Origin of the sequence: Limihaloglobus sulfuriphilus (genome assembly GCF_001999965.1) — a bacterium.
GTDB classification, from domain to species: Bacteria; Planctomycetota; Phycisphaerae; order Sedimentisphaerales; family Sedimentisphaeraceae; genus Limihaloglobus; species Limihaloglobus sulfuriphilus.
The window spans coordinates 951,045-970,380 of sequence record NZ_CP019646.1; the positions used below are offsets into that span (position 1 = coordinate 951,045).

Genomic DNA, 19,336 nt, shown 5'->3' on the forward strand with positions numbered 1-19,336 from the left:
CTATGAGATTTATTGGAAATAAAGAAAATCTTGTAGAAACAATTTATTCAGTTATATCTGATAAAAAGATCAGTGGAGATTCTTTTTTTGATGCCTGTGCAGGTACTGTGAGTGTGGCCAGGTATTTCAAGAATAAAGACTACAGAGTCGTAACTTCTGATTTGTTATATTTTTCATATGTCCTTCAAAGGGCATATATTGTTAATAATTCAGAACTGTCATTTAGTAAGTTATTAAATACTATTGAGAGCAAAAAACAGAGTCTTTTTTCTTCTCCTTTAGAAATGGTAGTTAACTATCTGAATCACATAAAACCGATTAAAGGGTTTGTTTCCGTGAATTATACTCCGGGCGGAACAGATCATTTGGATATCCCGCGGATGTATTACAGTGATTATAATGGAAAAAAAATAGATGCTATTAGAATTAAGATAGAATATTGGAAAGCAGAAGATTTAATAAATGAAGATGAATATTATGTACTGTTGGCCTGTCTTATAGAAACAGTTCCTTTTTATGCCAACATCACAGGAGTTTATGCAGCATTTTGTAAAAAGTGGGATCCGAGGGCTTTGAAAAAGATTATTCTTAGGCCAATTGGTTTAGTGTTGAATCATCGCAATAACGAATCATATAATCAAGACTCGGCAAGCCTATTAGAACATATCGATACAGACATTCTATATATAGACCCACCTTATAACCAAAGGCAATATGCTCCAAATTATCATATTTTAGAAACAATTGCCAGATATGATCAGCCGAATATAAGAGGGGTTAGTGGTATGCGGAATTATAGACATCAGAAGTCGCGATTCTGCAATAAAAACACAGCTTTAAACGAGTTGGCATATTATGCTAAAAAGGGCAATTTTAAAACTTTAATATTGAGTTACAACAGTGAGGGAATTATGCCTGAAAAGGACATCTTATCTGTCCTTTCTGATTTTGGAAATGTCGAATTGCTTGAATTTGATTATTTGAGATATAAAAGCAATAATGGGAAAAGTAATCGAAATAAGAAATATGTCAAAGAGCAACTATACATATTGAGGAAAACATGAGACCACGTGGTTGGATACAGGACAGCGGTAGTTTTGAAAATTTGATAAAAGTTGTTGAACTTTTTGATAAGAATTCCACTACAAATAAATTATTGACTAACAAGTTTATCCGTGACAAGGTTTTGAATTTGGATTGTCAGGAATATTTAGTTAAATCTTTGTTAAATGAAGATGGTTATAAGAATAACCCTTTAATTGAATATAAAGCATTGGTTGGTTCAAGGACAAATAAGGAGGAAGTTGACGGTTTAATTCAGGTTCTAATACCAGGGCAAAGCAGGCTTGGTATTGTTGATTGGGCTTGTGATAACTTTATACGACTTGCTTATACTTTTAATTATCTCCAGTATAGTGAGAAAAATGATAGTTTTAGCATAACTGAAGTTGGATTAAAGTTAGCTAATGCAAATAATCTTGAAGAAAAATTTGAAATCATAAAACATTCTTTACTCTCATATCCACCAGTAACAAGAATTTTAGAGCTGCTAAATGTCCAGTATCAAAATTCTCAAGAACCATCATTAACTAAGTATGAAATTGGTAGAGAGTTAGGTTTTAAGGGTGAAGCCGGCTTTACATCATATTCCCAGAAAACAGTTGTGCATGCATTGTCCTGTGCCGAGTCAAACCCAGAAAGAACAAAAATCAAAAATAATTGGGAGGGCTCGAGCGATAAATACGCAAGAATGATATCTAAGTGGTTATGTCACAATCAAGTTGGCTGGGTACAAACTGCTCGTAAAAAAATCACGGTACAAATAGGCGAGAAGAAATTTACAAGCCAGCTTAAATCTTATCAGATAACTTTAGAGGGCATAAAGATTTTTAAACTAAGCAGAGCTCATAGTAGGCATCCCGGTGTTGAAAAGTCTGTGGGTTTTGAAATGCTGTCCACAAAAGAGAATGCTAGGAACTTCTTAAGGCTAAGGCGAGCTTATATTTTAACTTCGATAAAAAACACAAAGAATCTTGCGCAAATTCAAGATTATCTGAAAGCAAACAGCATGAACGCTGTCTCCTGTGAGACCATCAAAGACGATTTAGATAATTTTGCCAGAATTGGCTTGGATATTGCTTTTTCCAACAATAAATACAAAATAAGAGATAAAATTATTAATTTAGAAATCCCTCAGGATTTCACAGAAGAAGATTCTCAACCAGATTATATTGAACGAAGCAAAGATATGCTAAGAAAGTACTTAGAGAAACTTGATCACGGCTATCTTGATATGCTTGACTTGGGAGCCAGTGGTAGGAAAAAATCACGGTTATTTGAAACTCGGATAGTTGATTTATTAAAAGCGGATTCAACTCATAAGTGCAATTAAGTCGCCAAAATTGTGGTGAGCTGGTATACTCTCTCACTGAATTATGGTGACCTCAACGAAAGGAACACTTATGAGAGCGTACAAGCAGCTCACCGAAGACGATCGTATCGAAATATATGCCATGAAGCAAGCAGGAAATCAACAAAAACAAATAGCTGCGGCGTTGGGCGTTTCTCCCAGCACGATCAGCAGGGAACTGGCCCGCAATACAGGTCTGCGGGGCTATCGCCCTAAGCAGGCCCAGCAAAAGGCTTTATATCGACGGATGGCCGCCCGTAAAGCAGTCAAAATGAAGCCGGAGACGATAGAATACATTGAATCCCGCCTCCGGCAGCAACATTCGCCGGAGCAGATCGCAAAACGCATGAAAACCGATCCCCACTGGCAGGGGCCGGCCGTCAGTCATGAGCGGATTTACCAGCACATTTGGCAGGATAAAGCCCGGGGAGAAACCCTGTATACCCATCTGCGGATTGCCGGGACCAAACAAAGAAGAAAACGAAGAAACAGCCGGGACCGGCGTGGAACGATCAAAAACAGGGTTGGTATCGAAAAACGCCCACCGGTTGTAGAGAGAAAAAACCGCATCGGGGACTGGGAAGGCGACACCGTCGTGGGGAAAAACCATCAGGGAGCCCTGGTAACCCTGGTTGACCGCAAAAGCAAGCTGACGCTGATCGGTAAGGTAGATCGTTATACCGCCGAAGCGGTTGAACGGACCATTATCGCCCTGATCGGCACGCTGCCCCGACGAACCTATACACTGACAGTGGACAATGGCAAAGAATTTTCAAACCATGAATCTATTGCCCATAACCTTAAAATTAAGGTCTTCTTTGCCGATCCCTACAGTGCATGGCAGCGGGGCTTGAATGAGAATACCAATGGCTTGATCCGTCAGTATGTACCAAAAGGAAGTGACATCCGAATGCTGACCAATCAGAAGATTGAGCACATAATGAATCGACTGAATAATCGACCCAGAAAATCTCTTGGATTTTTAACCCCAAATGAAGTATTCTATAAGAGGAAAAAACTAACAGGATAACAAAACAGGATTTAACTTAATTGCACTTGGGAGTTGAATCCGCGAAATGAGATTGTTATTGCCAAACATTTGTCAGGCGGTAACCGTCCAGAGATTGTATGTTATCATCCTGAAGATAAACCAGACCATGGATTGATATTAGACAGCAAAGCATATAAGTCGGGATTTACTATCCCTTCTGGCGAACGTGACAAAATGGTGAGATATATTGAAGAATACATAACTAAAAATCAATTGCAAAACCCTAACGAATGGTGGAAAAATTTAAAAGGAGCCGAGTATCCTGGAATAGTAGGATTTGGTTTTATTTCGAATAGCTTCCTTGGACACTACCGTAAACAGTTAGACTATATTATGAGGCGTACGAAGATAAAAGGTAGCTCGATTACTACAGAACATTTATTAAAAACCGTAGAAGATGTTCTGTCAGAAAAGGGTAACGTTATTGACTTTTTTAAATATTTTTTAGAATAGTTCTATTATTGACAATTAGTTAGTCTTAAATAAGGCAAAATCTTAATGGCACAATATTATACAAGCAAGATAAATCAGCTTGCCGGGCACAACGGCGAAGAGGTCACAATAGCCGGCTGGCTGCAAAAGAGCCGAAGCGGCGGAAAAGTCTTATTCTTAGTGATTCGCGACGGCAGCGGATTCTGTCAGTGCATCGTTGAAAAGGCCATGGTCAGTGGTGAGCTTTTTTCTGAACTGAAACACCTTGGGCAGGAATCTTCTCTCTGTATTACCGGCCAGGTACGCAAAGACGAGAGAAGCGTTGGAGGCTATGAGATCTTAGTCTCTGAGGCAAAGGTTTTTTGTGATACCAAAGATTACCCCATAACGCCTAAGCCGCATGGCGTTGAGTTTCTTATGGCCAACCGGCACCTGCATTTAAGGTCGCAGAGGCAGTGGGCACTGAACCGTGTCCGCCATACTGTCATCGCCGCAATACGTGATTTTTTCAACACGAATGACTTTATCCTTATTGATACGCCGATTTTTACTACCGCTGCCGGTGAGGGCGAGCAGAATCTGTTCAATGTCGATTATTTCGGCGAAACAGCCTGTCTCTCTCAGACGGGACAGCTTTATCTTGAGTGCGGGGCATTGAGCCACGGCAGGGTTTACTGTTTTGGTCCGACTTTTCGGGCAGAAAAGAGTAAAACCCGCCGCCATCTAACAGAGTTCTGGATGGTTGAGCCGGAAGTTGCCTTTATCACGCTTGATGAGCTTATGGAGCTTGCCGAGGATTTCGTTTGCTCAATCATAAAGGCTGTGCTTGAGAATAATATTTCCGATCTTGAACTTCTGGGCTCAGATATTGAATCATTGCGGAAAATAAAAAAGCCTTTCTACAGGCTTACATATTCTGAAGCTGTAGATATTCTGACCGGCCCCAAAGCGGCTAAATATCTTGAAGATGAACTAATCTCTCTTAGTTCTTCACTTGAAGATGCGGAGAACAAGCTGGCAGAACTTACAGAAACTCAGTCCCAGGCGAAGAAGCAATGGCAAAAGGATAAAGCCGCGGCAGAGATAATAGAGATTAACTCTGCGATAGCAGAGCTCAAACGCAGGATTGAGAACAATCCCAAACATGCCAGACTTGCAGCCGGATTTCAATGGGGCAAGGATCTTGGCGGCTCAGACGAGACAATCATCTCCATGATGCATGACCGGCCGGTTTTTGTAACGCATTACCCCAAAGACGTAAAGGCGTTTTACATGAAATCAAACGAATCAGACGCAGGTGTGGTGGACAACTTCGATATGCTCGCTCCGGCAGGTTTTGGCGAGATAATAGGCGGTTCGATGAGAGAAGACAGCTATGAGATGCTGCTTGAGAGGATCAATGAGAAGGGATATAACCCCCAGGACTATTCGTGGTATCTTGATCTGCGTAAGTACGGCTCTGTCCCTCACGGCGGCTTTGGCCTGGGCGTAGAGCGTACAATAGCATGGCTTACCGGAGAAAAGCATATTCGCCAGTGTATAGCATTTCCGCGTCTGATGGATAAAATAGAGATATGATTACGACAATTTGGTTTACTTAAATGGCAACCTGGACAACTACCAGACTTCTTGAATGGATGGAACAGTACTTTACCGGCAAGGATGTTGACTCTCCCCGGCTTACAGCGGAGATGCTGCTTTCGCACGTTCTTAACATGAAAAGAATTGAGCTGTACATGCATTTCGAAAAACCGGTACCGCAGGATAAACTTGATACTCTGCGGCAGATGGTTAAGGAAGTGGGAGAGCATAAACCTGTTGCTTATATTGTCGGATACAGGGAGTTTTATTCGCTGCGTATAAACGTAAAGCCGGGCTGTTTGATTCCGCGGCCGGAAACGGAAATGCTTGTTCAGCACTCAATTGACCTGATCCGCAGCAAGAGTATAACGCGTGTGCTTGATCTTTGCACCGGCAGCGGCTGTATAGCCGCGGCGATCGCTCATAACTGCCCGGAAGTTGAGCTTACTGCTTCAGACATATCAGAAAAAGCCCTTGAGACGGCACGAGAAAACGCAGAAAATCATTCACTGAAAAATATCACTATTACAAAGTCCGACCTTTTTGAAAACATTGAGGGCAAATTCGAGCTTATAGTGTCGAATCCGCCTTATATAAAGTCGTCTGAAATACAGCGGCTTGATAAGAATGTTGCCGCTCACGAACCCTTAGAAGCTCTAAACGGCGGAGATGACGGCCTTGATGTTTACAGGAAGATTATAAAAAAACTGCCTGACTACCTCGAAAAGCAGGGCATGGTGATATTCGAGATAGGATTCGATCAGGCTGAAGCGGTAACAAAACTGCTTGAAGAACAGGCGTTTATAGATGTAAAATCATTCAAAGATACAGCAGGAAAATGGAGAATGGTAACAGCTGTATCTCCGGCTTAAATAATAAAAGGATAATATCATGGCCGCTAAGATTTCATTGTTGTTCGTTTTATGTTCAGTGTTGTTTGTTTCTGCCGACAGTGCCGGTGACTGCCGGGATATATTTGAATCTGAGCAGTGTTGGAAGAATACACTCGATAAATTCCGGCCTAAGGATGGCTCGCAGCTTGACTCACCGTCTTTCAGATATTTTAAAGCAGCTCCCAATATGCCGCGGGTTCTTATTTACGGCGATTCTATATCGATAGGATACACGCAATATGTTCAAGACATGCTGGCGGGCAAAGCCATTGTGCAGCGAATCCCGACAAACGGCGATGACACATTTCACGGAGCGGAATATCTTGAGCTTTGCGGCATGGAAAAAGGGCGCTGGGATGTCATTCATTTTAACTGGGGGCTGCATGACCTTAAGCGTCTCAGCAAAACAGATGACGGCAGGGTGGTTCCTGACAAAGAAAAGGCCGCTCCCGCTAACAGCATTGAGGCTTATTCGGCTAATCTCGAAAAATTGATCAAACTCATGAAATCAAGCGGTGCTGAACTTGTTTTTGCCGCCACTACGCCCGCAGGCGGAAATGCCGCGAGTATGCTCGATTCTGATGTCAGAGCATATAATGAAGCTGCTTTTGCGGTTATGGAGAAACACGGCGTAAGGGTCAACAATCTTTATTCTGTAATCAAACCAAATCTCAGCAGTTATCAGGGCGGTGACGGCGTGCATTTTAAACCGCAGGGATCACTTGCTCTGGCCGCAGAGGTCGGCTGGAGTATCTTGAGTGTGCTTGACATGGCTGATTGCAGCGACATATACTCTTCCAGGCTTTGCTGGACAAGGGCTCTAAACGCGCATAAAATACACATTGATGCACCGGCCTACAGATATGTAGAAACCAGACCAGATTTGCCCAGAGTTTTGATTTATGGCGATTCCATATCAATCGGATATACAAAATATGTACAGGATTTACTCGAGGGAAAAGTAATAGTTCAGCGGATACCAACCAACGGAGGCGCTACTGCCGGCGGCTATGATAAGCTCAAATACGCCGGCTTAGAGCAGGGAAAGTGGGATCTTATTCATTTCAACTGGGGGTTGCATGACCTCAAGTACCTTTATAAACAGCCCGGCGGCAGAACTGTTCTTGATGCAGAAAGGGGCAGTCAGGTAAGCAGTGTTAATGAGTACGCAGATAACCTCGATAAGCTCGTTGAAGTTCTTAAAACAAGCGGCGCAAAACTGGTATTTGCTTCGACAACACCGGTCGGTCCCGGTAACGCCGGGCGCAAGATCGGTGATGCCGCGAGGTACAACCAGGCCGCTTCGCAGGTGATGAAAAAACACGGAGTGAGCATAAACGATCTTTACGGACTTGTTAAGCCCCGTCTCTCCGAATATCAGCTGCCCAATAATGTCCACTATAACGAAGACGGCTCAAGAGCCATGGCCCGTCAGGTCGCTGAGTGCATAGTAAAAGAGCTTGAAATCGGAATTACCAAGAAATAATCAGCCGGCAGCAGAAACATTTAACATGATATTGTCGATCAGACGGGCAGGGCCGATTTTTACAGCAAGAGCGGCCATTGCCTGTTTTTCAACGGTATCAACATCCTCAAGCGTATCAGGATCAACGATTTGTATATAGTCAATCTCGGCCCCGTCAACATTGCTTATCATTTTTCGCATAGTATCAACAAGCAGACGTGCATTTCTTGTTCCTGAATCGACCATCTCTCTGCATTTAACGAGGCTTTGGTACAGCACCGCGGCATCTTGTCTTTCTTTGTCGCTGAGGTATTTATTGCGGCTGCTCATTGCAAGACCGGACTTCTCGCGTATTATCGGGCAGACCTGAAGCTGCAGAGGCATATTCAAATCCTTTACCATCTTTTTTAACACTGCGGCCTGCTGGGCGTCTTTGCGGCCGAAAAAAGCGATGTCAGGCATAACAATATTGAAGAGTTTTGCGCATACCGTGGTTACACCTCTAAAATGGCCCGGCCTTGATTTGCCGCAGAGGTTTTCGGTCAGTTGCCCCTCAACCTCTACCCATGACTGGAGTTTATCCGGATACATTTCTTTGACTGAAGGAACAAATATCAAATCAGCGCCGGCGCTTTGACACTTTGCCCTGTCATCCTCAAGTGTACGCGGGTAATTTTCCAGATCCTCTCCCGGGCTGAATTGAACAGGATTAACAAAAATGCTTACCACAACATAATCTGTCCGGCTGCAGGCGGCTTCTATAAGAGATACGTGACCTGCATGAAGAGCGCCCATAGTTGGCACAAAACCTATGCTTTTGCCCGATGTACGGGCTTTTCGGGTTAATACCTTGATTTCTTCAATTTTTTCGGCGATATCCATTTTCAGCTCTGTTTTGAGGGTAAAGATCCATAAGTACTGTAAGTTTATTCCAGATTTGCTCTGACAAGTGCTTTTTCAGCTTGGCCTTGGCTTCTCTTATAGATGTCCGCTGGCTTATATGAGTTATCACAATATGCTCATTGTTGAGCAGCTCTAACATTTCCTGCAGCTGTTTTACATGTGTGTGCTTGCCTGCTTTGGCCCGCTCAGAATTATCGTCCATATAGAAAGTGCACTCTGTTATCAGCACGCGGCTGTTTTTAACAAAATCCAGATGCGAGTAATCACAAGCGGCAGTGTCTCCAAGGTAAGTTACCAGAGGCATTTCAATGATATTTTCAATCTGGGTGCCTTCTTTTTTTAGTTTCACGATTTCTTTGCCGCTCAAGCCAGAAAATTCAGGCTTTAACTTTTTGCGGCGTTCAATTATTGTATATCCGAGTGATGTCCGGTTGTGGAAGGTCTGGAATACACGCGCGAATATATTTGGCTTTATCTTAAACTCGCTGCCGGCATTTACTTCTATCAGATTAGCTTTTATAGGACTGCCGTCAAGTACTCCCCAGGCCGTTAAAATCTGGCCTATTGGTTCTATAAGCTCCGGGTGGGCGTACACGTTTCCAGCTTTCTGGCCGCAGAACTGCCGGTGTGAAAGATGGTAGGCAAGCCCTGAAATGTGGTCTATATGCCCATGTGAAACCAGAACGTTGTTTATGGGTATAAACTGCTCGGGAGACTTGCCGATGTCAAAACAGACATCAAGCTCCGGTACCGCAACAACAGTTTCTTCGCCGGCTACGGAGTAACCGCTAACTGTCATAAGTTTATCAATTTTTTTTTCTATTAGTTTGTGGCTCGGCATTTATGTTTTCTTAAAGTAATATGCAGTTCAATTTTAAAAGGGCGGATTAGAGCTTATTGCTAAAATCAATCAAGTCCATCCTCTAATGCGTGAAGACCGTTTGTCTGAGCAACTTTTTTGTACCACCACGCCGAGAGTTTGGGTGTTCGTTTCTGGGTTTGGTAGTCCACATGTACCAGACCAAAACGCTTTGAAAAGCCTTCAGCCCATTCAAAGTTATCCATGGTTGTCCATACAAAATAGCCTCTTATATCAGCACCCGCTTCTATAGCACGGTGAAGGGCGGTTATGTATCGCTTGAGATAATCGATTCGCTGATAATCACGCACAGTGCCGTCACTTAACACCCAGTCGCAGTTCGCCATGCCGTTTTCTGTAACTACCAGCGGCAGTTTGTAACGCTCATGGTGGAACTTTGCCGCCCATTCGAGGCCTTCGGGGCTGAGGGGCCAGTTAAAATGAGTCAGTGGGTCTCCGGCTTTCGGGGATAGAATCTCCGGGCCGTCATCCCCCATTCTTACTGCCGGGGCACGGTAAAAATTAAATCCAAAGAAATCAAGCGGCTCTGATATAATTTTGAAGTCCTCATCAGTGAATTTGGGGACACTCTTTCCAAACACTCGCAGACCGTCTTGGGGGTAGCAGCCTTTAAAGACGGCGTCGTTGATCCAGGTGCTGTTCCATAAATCCGGACTGTCAAAGCTGTAGGTCATTTCGTAAGCGGCTTTTATATCTTCCTGGCTGTTCGTCTGCGGATAAAAGCTCTTTCCTACGGGAGCAAATCCTATATTGGGTTGTTTTTTTGCCTTTTCACGAATGGTTTTAACAGCCATACCGTGTGACTTCAGGGCATTATGTGTTGCCAGCAGCACCTGCTCAAGGCCAAGTTTATCGCCCGGAGCATGATTTCCGGTCTTGTGGCCAAGCCAGAGAAAACAGTACGGTTCATTCAGTGTCATCCAGTTGCTTACACGGTCGCTTAGTTTATCCACAATGATTTCTGTATATTCAGCAAACCATTCAGGGCTTTTGGGGTTCAGCCAGCCGCCGCGTGTGTACAGGTGATACGGATAATCCCAGTGAAACAGAGTTACCCAGGGCTCGATACCGTCTTCAAGCAGTTTGTCAACAAGGCGGCTGTAAAAATCCAGCCCGGCCTCATTCACCTTCCCTGTACCTTGAGGCAGGACTCTCGACCAGCAGATAGAAAAACGATACGCCTGCATCGACATCTGCTTCATAATTTCTACGTCTTCTTCGTAACGATTGTAGTGGTCACAGGTTGTGTCACCGGTGTCGTTGTTGAAAATAGCGTTTTCTTTGCGGCACATCATGTCCCATGTGCTTGGGCCTTTGCCATCCTGTGACGCGGCTCCCTCGATCTGATAAGAGGCCGTTGCGGTGCCCCATTTAAAGTTAGCTGGAAATGCCATAAGTTTATCTCTCAATTAAATAATAAATTTTCCGTTTTCGTAGATTTTTTCACCGTCAGCGTATATTTCGCCGCCGTTAGTCATATCAGCCAGCAGATCCCAGTGCACACTTGATTCATTAGTGCCGCCGGTTTCGGGATATGAAGCCCCGATGGCCATGTGTATTGTGCCGCCGATTTTCTCATCAAAGAGCATGTTTCGGGTAAACTTTGTTATTCCGTGGTTCATGCCGACCGCAACTTCGCCGAATCTTCTTGTGCCTGGGATGTCAAATACCTTGTCAAGAAGTTCCTGTCCTTTTTTGGCGGTCCAGCTGACAACTTCGCCGTCCTTGATATCAAGTGTGATATCTTCTATTTCCTGTCCCATAAAGATACCGGGGTATGAAAAGCGAGCTCTGCCGTTGACACTGTCCTCAACGGGAGAAGTAAAGACCTCGCCGCTGGGCATGTTGTTTGTGCCGGCGGAATTGAGCCAGGTTCTGCCTTTTGTGCTGAACGTAACATCAACATCAGAGCTGAGATAACGAATTTGACTTTTAGTATTCAGATAATCTACAACTTTCTGCTGTTTGTCACGGAGCTGGCACCACTTTGCTATTGGGTCGTCATCATAAAGGAAGCACGCCGAATAGACAAAATCCTCATATTCATCAAGGCTCATTCCCGCTTCCTGGGCACCGGCCTGTCCTGGGAAGACACACAATGTCCATTTAAGCTCATGTGAAGCGGCCCGCCGCATAAAGGTTTTGTTCAGCTCGGCACGTGCCATGCTGACTTTTTGTTTTTTCTCCGCCGCTACGTTCTGAAGCTCTTTTACATTATATGGAGAGCGAATGTTGAGAATTGCATCATATTCGTTCATCACCAGCTTGGATGTTGGAGGGATATATGCGAGCTGCTCATCTGAGGCACAGTCATAAAAGATTTTTTCGAGCCCGGGGACGCTGATTTTTATCTCAGGGTGAGCCCCGGCTTCAAGTATCTGCCGATAAACGACTTTTAGAAAATCTTTTGCGAAATACGCTGAATTTACCAGAACCTTTTCACCGGGTTTAAGTGACAGCGAGTACTCCACTATAACCCTGGCATATTTTTCATAAATGATGTTCATATTTTATTTCCTTTAATTGTTATCATATTCTGTACTAAAGCAGAAAATCCTGAAATCCTATTATTAGCTGTTAATGTCCGGTTGACCAGTCTTTTCCCCAGCCGCAATCGGCTATTATCGGTACAGACATCTCAACAGCATTTTCCATCATAGAGACAATCCAGCTGGAATGCTCTTCTACATTTTTCTCCGGCACCTCGAAGACCAGCTCATCATGTACCTGAAGTATCATGCGGACAGGTTCATTTTTTTCATCGATTCGCCTCTGGATATTTATCATTGCAATCTTGATAAGGTCAGCGGCCGAGCCCTGCAAAATAGTGTTAAAAGCCATCCTCTCTGCCTGAGAACGAATGTTGTAGTTTGAAGAATTTATGCCGGATACGGGGCGTCTTCGCATGAACATTGTTTCTGCATAACCTTTTTTGCGGGCATTCTCGAGAGACGACTCCATATACATTTTAATTGAGCTGTAACGCTTAAAATAGCTGTTGATAAATTCTCTGGCTTCTGTCTGTGAGATACCGATTGTGTTGGAGAGCCCAAATGCTCCCTGCCCATAAATTATGCCGTAATTAACTGCCTTGCATTTGCTTCGCATATCAGGGGTTACATCTTCGAGTGGAACATTAAAAATCTGATGCGCTACAAAGCTGTGGATGTCCCGTCCGTCAGCGAACGCCTCCATAAGCCCCGGATCCTGGGATAGATGGGCCAATATTCGGAGTTCAATCTGAGAGTAATCAGCGCTTAATATAACATGGTCAGCCGCACCCGGCACAAACGCCGAGCGTATCTTTCTGCCGATCTCTGTACGTATCGGAATGTTTTGCAGGTTTGGGTTGGAAGAGCTCAGTCTTCCCGTTGCTGTAACTGTTTGATTAAAAGAAGCGTGCAGTTTTCCGCTTCGCTGAGATATCATGGTCGGCAGTTTGTCGATGTAAGTGTTCTTGAGTTTTGTCAGTTGCCGATACTCTATGATATCATCAATGCAACTGTGGGCTGTCCTAAGTTCTTCCAGGACACGGATATCGGTACTTCTTTTTTTGACCTGCGGCAGGCCGAGTTTATCAAATAGAACTTCTGACAGCTGTTTGGGGGAGTCTATATTGAAATCACTGTCAGTTTTGTCGTATATAGCGTTTGAAAGTATCTCAATGCGTTCCGCCAATGTCTGTGACATTTGTTTTAGTATTGATATGTTTAATGCAACCCCATTTTGTTCAAGCGTTTTGAGCACAAACAGAAGCGGCATTTCTATCTCGTTGAACAGCTTTTCCAGCTGCGGCCGGGCCGTAAGCTCAGGTTTAAGGTACTGGTAAAGCTGCCAGGTTATGTCTGCATCCTCCGCGGCATACTCACAGGCCAGGGCGGTTTCAACACTGTCGAATGTTCGCTGTTTTTTACCCTTGCCTATAAGTTCTGTGATCGGCATACATTCATATTTAAGATAGTCCCTGGCCATATTATCCATAGAATGGCTGTTCCGCTCCGCTGCCAGGACATATGAAGCGATCATTGTGTCAAAAACAACGCCTTTTAGTTCAAAGCCGGCATTTTCAAGTACAATCAGGTCATATTTGATATTCTGGCCAATCTTTTTTATTGATGAGTCCGTCAGAATCGGGCCGAGTTTTTCTTTTAGAATCGCCGTCTCAAGTTTTTTGTCCCCCATAGGAGCTTTGACAGGCAGATAATAAGCCAGCCCCTTTGTACCGCATAGGCTTATCCCCACAAGTGACGCATCGACGGGATTTAATGAAGTTGTTTCGGTGTCAATGGCAAATTCCTCTAAGCGGCTTATGTCTTTGAGCATGTCTTCAAGTTTTTCGGGGGTGTTGACCAGCCTGTAATCATGTTTTACTGTAGTGATATTCAAATATTCGGCAGGGCTTTCCTGCTGACCCTCATCAAGTGCCGCGAACAGATCTGCTTTGCCGGCGGATTTAGGCTCCGGTTTGGCTAATGTCAGGTCAAACGCGGCAGCGAGTTTTGTAAATCCAAGCTCACTAAAAATATTTGTCAGCTTACCTGTGTCAGGATCCTGCAGTTTAGCTGTATTGAGATCAAATTGAACAGGTGCGTCGCAATCGATAGTAACAAGTTTTTTGCTCATTATCGCCTGTTCTTTATTATCACGTAAAGATTTGCCTCTCTTGCCTTTAATATCATCGGCATGTTCATATAAATTCTCAATGGTGCCGTATTTGGCTATCCATTGTATTGCAGTTTTAGGACCGACATCGGGCACGCCTGGTACATTGTCAATACTGTCGCCCTGGAGAGCAAGCACATCGATAAACTGCACGGGGTCAATTCCCAGCTCGTTTTTTATCCAGTTCTCGTCTTTTACTTTGTCTTTCTGTATGTCGTATATACAGGTACTCTTGTTGATTAACTGCTGCATGTCTTTGTCTTTGCTGCATATATAGACATTTCCCCCGTTAGATTCCCATTGTCTGCTCAGCGTTCCAATCACATCATCAGCTTCGAAGTTCTCAACTGTCACAGCCGGTATTCTCAGCGCATCAAGGATTTCCCGTACCCGTTCAATTTGTGGACGCAGATCCTCAGGCATTGGGGGTCTGTTGGATTTGTACTCCGGGTATATTTCGCCGCGAAAGCCCTTGCCTTTTGAGTCCATCGCAACCACCACATATTCGGGGTTTTTGCGTTTAATCAGGCTCATCAATATATTTGTAAATATATACACAGCTTTTGTCGGCTCGCCTGCCGGCGAAGTGAGGGCGGCAGACATGGGCGCGTAGTATGCCGAATATATGTGGCTGTGTCCATCGAGTATATATAAATCTTTGCTCATAATTATTTCCAGGCTTTCTTTTAGTTTAATAGATTATGGACGTATCGCAAATAATGTCAATAATATAGAGAGAGTTTAAGTTCAAATGTTTAGTCAAAATATTTTAAAGTTTGAAATAGATCCTGAAATACTCTCGCAAAGTTTGACTTCAATGAGAGTTTAAATATAATATCGTCTTTAACGCAATTATAATTAGTCAGTCTGATTAGCAAGGATAAGTTTTTGGCCTCTCAAGGAACTCAAGTTTCATTATATGAAATAATAAATAAGGTAAAGGACCTCGATCCTGAAAGCCATCGCAAATGGTTTGATGAGCTGAAGTTAATAACTTTTGACGGCGGGGTTATGCAGATCGGCTGCCCTGAAAGCTCGATGGTGCAGTACCTTATAAATAACTCCTCTGCGAGTTTCAACAAGGCTGCGCAGTCTTTAACCGGACATCTTGTAACGGTCGAATTCATGACACTGGAACCGGGTTTTATGCCCCAGGCATCTGGTTTTGATGACCATGATGCGTCCTGTCGGCTCAATCCTGATTTGACCTTTGATAATTTCGTTGTCGGCCCGTGTAACCGCCTTGCGCACGCCAGCTGTGTGGCAGTGGCGAATAATCCCGGTGAGACTTACAACCCTCTGTTTCTATATGGCAAGGTCGGGCTGGGTAAAACCCATCTTCTACATGGAATTTGTTATGAAATGATCAAGTCGCACCCGGCTTCAAAGGTCAGCATACTGACATGTGAGGAATTTGTTAACAATTTTATAAAGTCGATTAAAGACGGAACAGTAACAAAGTTCCAATCGCAGTTCCGCAATGTTGATACGCTTGTTATCGACGATGTTCAGTTTTTGCGTGAGCGGGAGGGCAGCCAGGAAGAATTTTTCCATACTTTCAATGCCCTTTACGAAAGTAAAAAACAGATTGTACTCAGCGGTGATTCAGCACCCGGAGAGATGAAACAGCTCGAAGAGAGGCTTGTCAGCAGGTTTAAATGGGGGCTTGTGGCGCGTATTGATCCTCCAACATACGAAACACGCATCGCAATTGTCCAGAAAAAGGCGCAGCTGAGAGGGCTCGTCATTTCTGAGGATGTTGCAGAATTTATTGCACGCCGCGTAAAAGCAAATATCAGGGAGCTCGAAGGCGCTCTCACAATGATTTATGCTCTTGCCAGGACCGAGCAATGTGAAATAGACCTTGATCTGGCAACCATGGCTCTCAGCGTTGAGTCAGACCAGGGAACGCGTCAGCTTTCAATAAGTGACGTCATAAAGATAGTGGCGGAATATTACAACGTTAAGCTCACTGATTTACAGAGTAAATCAAGGAGCCAGTCAATATCACTGCCCAGACAGGTTTCGATGTACCTGGCCAGAAAACACACCCGCTCGAGCCTCGAAGAAATTGGAGGCCATCTCGGCGGCAGGGATCATACGACTGTTATGCATGCCTGCAATAAAATAAAGATGTGCAAGGAAAACGATGAGGAGCTTAACCTGCAGATTCAGAAACTTTCCGAGATGATAGCGTCTTAAATCAAACTGCTTACCAGCCAATCAGGCAGCTTGTATTTCAAACAGATCAAATGCAAAAAGGCCGGTCCCTCTGAAGGAGCCGGCCTTTAATGTTTGTTTATAGTGTTCTAAATGCTTATTTCACAGCTGATTGTGCTGCTGCGAGCCTTGCTATCGGAACACGATAGGGTGAACATGAGACATAGTTCATGCCGAGTTCGTGGCAGAAAGCTACAGTTTTAGGTTCTCCGCCATGTTCTCCGCAGATACCAATCTTGAGACGTTTCTTGGCTGAACGGCCCAGTTCAATGCCTGTTTTGACAAGTTTTCCAACACCGTTCTGGTCGAGCACCTGGAAAGGATCTTCTTTGTAGATTCCCTCTACAAGATACTGGCCTATAAAACGGCCAATGTCATCGCGGCTGAAACCGAGAGTCATCTGCGTCAGGTCGTTGGTGCCGAAGCTGAAGAAGTCTGCCTCGTTTGCGATCTCGTCGGCAGTCAGTGCCGCACGCGGAATCTCGATCATGGTTCCAATCTTGTAAGTTAGTTTCTTGCGGCTTTTCTTAAGCACCTGTTTAATCTCATCGACAACTTCGGCCTTAACCTGTGCCAGTTCAGAGACTTCACCTACAAGGGGAATCATGATTTCAGGTATAACCTTATTCTTTGGAGTGCTGAGCTTGAGAGCTGCTTCAATTATGGCTCTGGCCTGCATCCTGTAGATTTCGGGGTATGTAACTGCAAGACGGCAGCCGCGGTGGCCAAGCATCGGGTTAAACTCATGAAGTTTTTCAACCATATTCTTGACATCTTTGAGCTTAATTTTCAGCCGGCTTGCCATTTCTTTCTGTGAAGCTGCGTCATTAGGGAGGAACTCATGCAGCGGCGGGTCAAGCAGTCTTACCGTTACAGGGAGGCCCTTCATAGCTTTGAATATGCCTTCGAAATCTTTACGCTGATATGTAAGGAGTTTCTTAAGAGCGCCTTCATAGTTTTTCTTTGTGTCGGCATATTTCTTTTTGATGGCCGCGGCATCCTTTTTGTCGGCTTCGGCAAGTTCTTTTTTCATCGCCGCATAGTCGTCAGCCGCGAGTATCAGGGAACGAACATGCCATATCCGTTCACCTTCAAAGAACATGTGTTCTGTTCTGCAAAGGCCGATTCCTTCAGCACCAAATTCACGTGCTGCAGCCGCGTCGTCCGGTGTGTCAGCGTTTGTGCGTACTTTTAATTTGCGCACCTTGTCGCAGATAGCCATAAACTTGGCAAAATCGCCGCTCATTTTAGGTTCAACCAGTGGTATCTGGCCCATGGCTACTTCGCCTCGGGTGCCGTCAAGGCTCAGCCAATCGCCTTCTTTGACAGTTTTTTTGCCGACTGTGAATTTTCTGGTTTTGTAGTTAACGCTGATTTCACCAACACCGGCAACACAGCATTTGCCCATGCCGCGTGCAACCACAGCGGCGTGAGAAGTCATGCCGCCTCTCTGGGTAAGAATACCTTCGGACGCGTGCATTCCTGAAATGTCTTCAGGGCTGGTCTCTATTCTTACAAGAATAACCTTTTTACCCTCTGCTGCCCAGGCATCAGCTGTCTCTGCGTCAAATACAACCTGGCCTACAGCTGCCCCGGGTGAGGCGGGAAGACCTTTAGCAATGACATCTCTTTTTGCTTTACTGTCAAAACTTGGGTGCAGCAGCATGTCAAGCTGTTCGGGCATTACCCTGGTTACGGCAACCTTGTTGGGTATCAGCTTTTCGGCGACCATATCCACGGCACATTTGACGGCTGCGGCAGCGGTGCGTTTACCGTTTCGTGTCTGGAGGATATAAAGTTTTTTCTGTTCAATTGTAAACTCGATATCCTGCATGTCTTTGTAGTGTTTTTCGAGTTTTTTCATCAATGCCACAAGCTCTTTATAAGCCTTAGGCATGATCTTAGAAAGTTTTTTCATTTCCAAAGGTGTTCTGATGCCCGCAACGACATCTTCGCCCTGGGCGTTGATGAGAAATTCGCCATAAAGTTCTTTTTCTCCGGTACTTGGGTTACGTGTGAAGCACACGCCCGTTCCGCAGTCTTCTCCCATATTTCCGAATACCATGGCCTGGACATTTACGGCCGTTCCCAGAAGATTTTCGATCTTGTGGATCTGGCGGTATTTAATAGCCCGCTCACTGTTCCAGGAGCCGAATACCGCATCGATGGCACCCTTGAGCTGATCGAGAGGTTTCTGCGGGAACATTTTGCCGATATTTTTTTTGTATATTTTTTTATAGCTTTCGACTAACTCTGCCAGCTGTTCTGCGGAAAGCTGGTTGTCGTTCTCGACTTTTGCCTTTTTCTTAGCTGCTTCGAGCGCTTCTTCAAACTTTTCGTGTTTGCAGCCCATGACAACATCGCCGTACATGTCTATAAATCTTCTGTAGATATCGTACACGAATCGGGGGTTGTTGGTCATTTCAATAAGACCGGCAACAACGTCATCATTAAGACCGAGGTTGAGGACTGTGTCCATCATACCGGGCATAGATACGGCGGCACCGCTGCGGACACTGACAAGCAGAGGGTTCTTGGGGTCGCCGAATTTCTTGCCCATTGCTGTTTCGAGTTTCTTAATGTTTTTAGAAACTTCAGCCTCGAGCCCCGCAGGCCATTTTGCGTTGTTTGAATAGTATTCCTGGCAGACATTCGTGGCGATAGTAAAACCGGCAGGTACCGGAACGCCGAGGTTTGTCATCTCAGCGAGATTGGCGCCTTTGCCGCCAAGAAGCTGCTTCATGGAAGCTTTGCCTTCGGCTTTTTTGCTGCCGAAGAAGTAAACTCTTTTTTCAGCCATTTTTAAAATTCTCCTGTATGAAAATTAATATTTTTTAGA

At 44.5% G+C, this 19,336-nt stretch carries 14 protein-coding genes; 8 read left to right on the forward strand and 6 right to left on the reverse strand.

Annotated features, from left to right (window positions below):
• Positions 1-2 precede the first annotated feature (2 nt).
• The 7 genes from SMSP2_RS03630 (at position 3) to SMSP2_RS03660 (ending at position 7,853) form a co-directional block, all read left to right on the forward strand.
• Positions 3-1,064, forward strand: coding sequence for a DNA adenine methylase (locus tag SMSP2_RS03630; RefSeq protein WP_146682657.1), 1,062 nt, complete (start codon positions 3-5; stop codon positions 1,062-1,064).
• The gene (locus SMSP2_RS03635; protein ID WP_146682658.1) at positions 1,061-2,392 is read left to right on the forward strand and encodes a restriction endonuclease FokI recognition domain-containing protein; all 1,332 of its coding nucleotides are present in this window, start codon (positions 1,061-1,063) and stop codon (positions 2,390-2,392) included. The genes SMSP2_RS03630 and SMSP2_RS03635 overlap by 4 nt, the downstream gene beginning before the upstream one ends.
• A 70-nt stretch (positions 2,393-2,462) precedes the next feature.
• The gene (locus SMSP2_RS03640; protein ID WP_146682659.1) at positions 2,463-3,440 is read left to right on the forward strand and encodes an IS30 family transposase; all 978 of its coding nucleotides are present in this window, start codon (positions 2,463-2,465) and stop codon (positions 3,438-3,440) included.
• Positions 3,441-3,473: 33 nt separating this feature from the next.
• A complete protein-coding gene (locus SMSP2_RS03645) occupies positions 3,474-3,914 on the forward strand; it encodes a restriction endonuclease FokI C-terminal domain-containing protein (protein ID WP_146682660.1) in 441 nt (146 codons plus the stop codon).
• A 45-nt stretch (positions 3,915-3,959) separates the two neighbouring features.
• Positions 3,960-5,471, forward strand: a complete 1,512-nt coding sequence (locus SMSP2_RS03650; RefSeq protein ID WP_146682661.1) for an asparagine--tRNA ligase — start codon at positions 3,960-3,962, stop codon at positions 5,469-5,471.
• Positions 5,472-5,494: 23 nt separating this feature from the next.
• Entirely contained in the window at positions 5,495-6,346 is an 852-nt protein-coding gene (gene prmC, locus SMSP2_RS03655; protein ID WP_146682662.1) for a peptide chain release factor N(5)-glutamine methyltransferase, read from the forward strand.
• 19 nt (positions 6,347-6,365) lie between these two features.
• The gene (locus tag SMSP2_RS03660) at positions 6,366-7,853 is read left to right on the forward strand and encodes an SGNH/GDSL hydrolase family protein (RefSeq protein WP_146682663.1); all 1,488 of its coding nucleotides are present in this window, start codon (positions 6,366-6,368) and stop codon (positions 7,851-7,853) included.
• Here SMSP2_RS03660 and panC read toward each other — a convergent pair whose 3' ends face one another.
• From panC to polA, 5 genes are all read right to left on the reverse strand, one after another.
• The gene (gene panC / locus SMSP2_RS03665; RefSeq protein ID WP_146682664.1) at positions 7,854-8,714 is read right to left on the reverse strand and encodes a pantoate--beta-alanine ligase; all 861 of its coding nucleotides are present in this window, start codon (positions 8,712-8,714) and stop codon (positions 7,854-7,856) included. It abuts the gene before it with no gap.
• Positions 8,692-9,534 (reverse strand): MBL fold metallo-hydrolase, encoded by an 843-nt coding sequence (locus SMSP2_RS03670; protein WP_186804837.1) that lies wholly within the window; start codon positions 9,532-9,534, stop codon positions 8,692-8,694. The genes panC and SMSP2_RS03670 overlap by 23 nt, the downstream gene beginning before the upstream one ends.
• A 107-nt stretch (positions 9,535-9,641) precedes the next feature.
• Positions 9,642-11,024, reverse strand: coding sequence for a GH1 family beta-glucosidase (locus tag SMSP2_RS03675; RefSeq protein WP_222566394.1), 1,383 nt, complete (start codon positions 11,022-11,024; stop codon positions 9,642-9,644).
• Positions 11,025-12,122 (reverse strand): aminopeptidase, encoded by a 1,098-nt coding sequence (locus SMSP2_RS03680; protein ID WP_146682667.1) that lies wholly within the window; start codon positions 12,120-12,122, stop codon positions 11,025-11,027. It abuts the gene before it with no gap.
• Positions 12,123-12,192: 70 nt separating this feature from the next.
• Positions 12,193-14,943: a DNA polymerase I gene (polA, locus tag SMSP2_RS03685; protein ID WP_146682668.1), complete on the reverse strand. Its 2,751-nt coding sequence runs from the start codon at positions 14,941-14,943 to the stop codon at positions 12,193-12,195.
• Positions 14,944-15,165: 222 nt separating this feature from the next.
• Here polA and dnaA point away from each other — a divergent pair, with 222 nt between their 5' ends.
• Complete coding sequence (dnaA, locus tag SMSP2_RS03690; protein ID WP_186804838.1) at positions 15,166-16,479, forward strand: chromosomal replication initiator protein DnaA; 1,314 nt, start codon at positions 15,166-15,168, stop codon at positions 16,477-16,479.
• 115 nt (positions 16,480-16,594) lie between these two features.
• On the opposite strand, the gene ppdK is transcribed toward dnaA, so the two are convergent.
• Positions 16,595-19,297, reverse strand: a complete 2,703-nt coding sequence (gene ppdK / locus SMSP2_RS03695) for a pyruvate, phosphate dikinase (protein ID WP_146682670.1) — start codon at positions 19,295-19,297, stop codon at positions 16,595-16,597.
• Between the last annotated feature and the right edge of the window lie 39 nt (positions 19,298-19,336).

Coding starts and splice junctions, on each gene's coding strand:
- SMSP2_RS03640 (WP_146682659.1), top strand. CDS start 2,463: ATGAGAGCGTACAAGCAGCTCACCGAAGACGATCGTATCGAAATATAT.
- prmC (WP_146682662.1), top strand. CDS start 5,495: ATGGCAACCTGGACAACTACCAGACTTCTTGAATGGATGGAACAGTAC.
- ppdK (WP_146682670.1), bottom strand. CDS start 19,297: ATGGCTGAAAAAAGAGTTTACTTCTTCGGCAGCAAAAAAGCCGAAGGC.
- polA (WP_146682668.1), bottom strand. CDS start 14,943: ATGAGCAAAGATTTATATATACTCGATGGACACAGCCACATATATTCG.
- SMSP2_RS03650 (WP_146682661.1), top strand. CDS start 3,960: ATGGCACAATATTATACAAGCAAGATAAATCAGCTTGCCGGGCACAAC.
- SMSP2_RS03630 (WP_146682657.1), top strand. CDS start 3: ATGAGATTTATTGGAAATAAAGAAAATCTTGTAGAAACAATTTATTCA.
- SMSP2_RS03660 (WP_146682663.1), top strand. CDS start 6,366: ATGGCCGCTAAGATTTCATTGTTGTTCGTTTTATGTTCAGTGTTGTTT.
- SMSP2_RS03680 (WP_146682667.1), bottom strand. CDS start 12,122: ATGAACATCATTTATGAAAAATATGCCAGGGTTATAGTGGAGTACTCG.
- SMSP2_RS03670 (WP_186804837.1), bottom strand. CDS start 9,534: ATGACAGTTAGCGGTTACTCCGTAGCCGGCGAAGAAACTGTTGTTGCG.
- SMSP2_RS03635 (WP_146682658.1), top strand. CDS start 1,061: ATGAGACCACGTGGTTGGATACAGGACAGCGGTAGTTTTGAAAATTTG.
- panC (WP_146682664.1), bottom strand. CDS start 8,714: ATGGATATCGCCGAAAAAATTGAAGAAATCAAGGTATTAACCCGAAAA.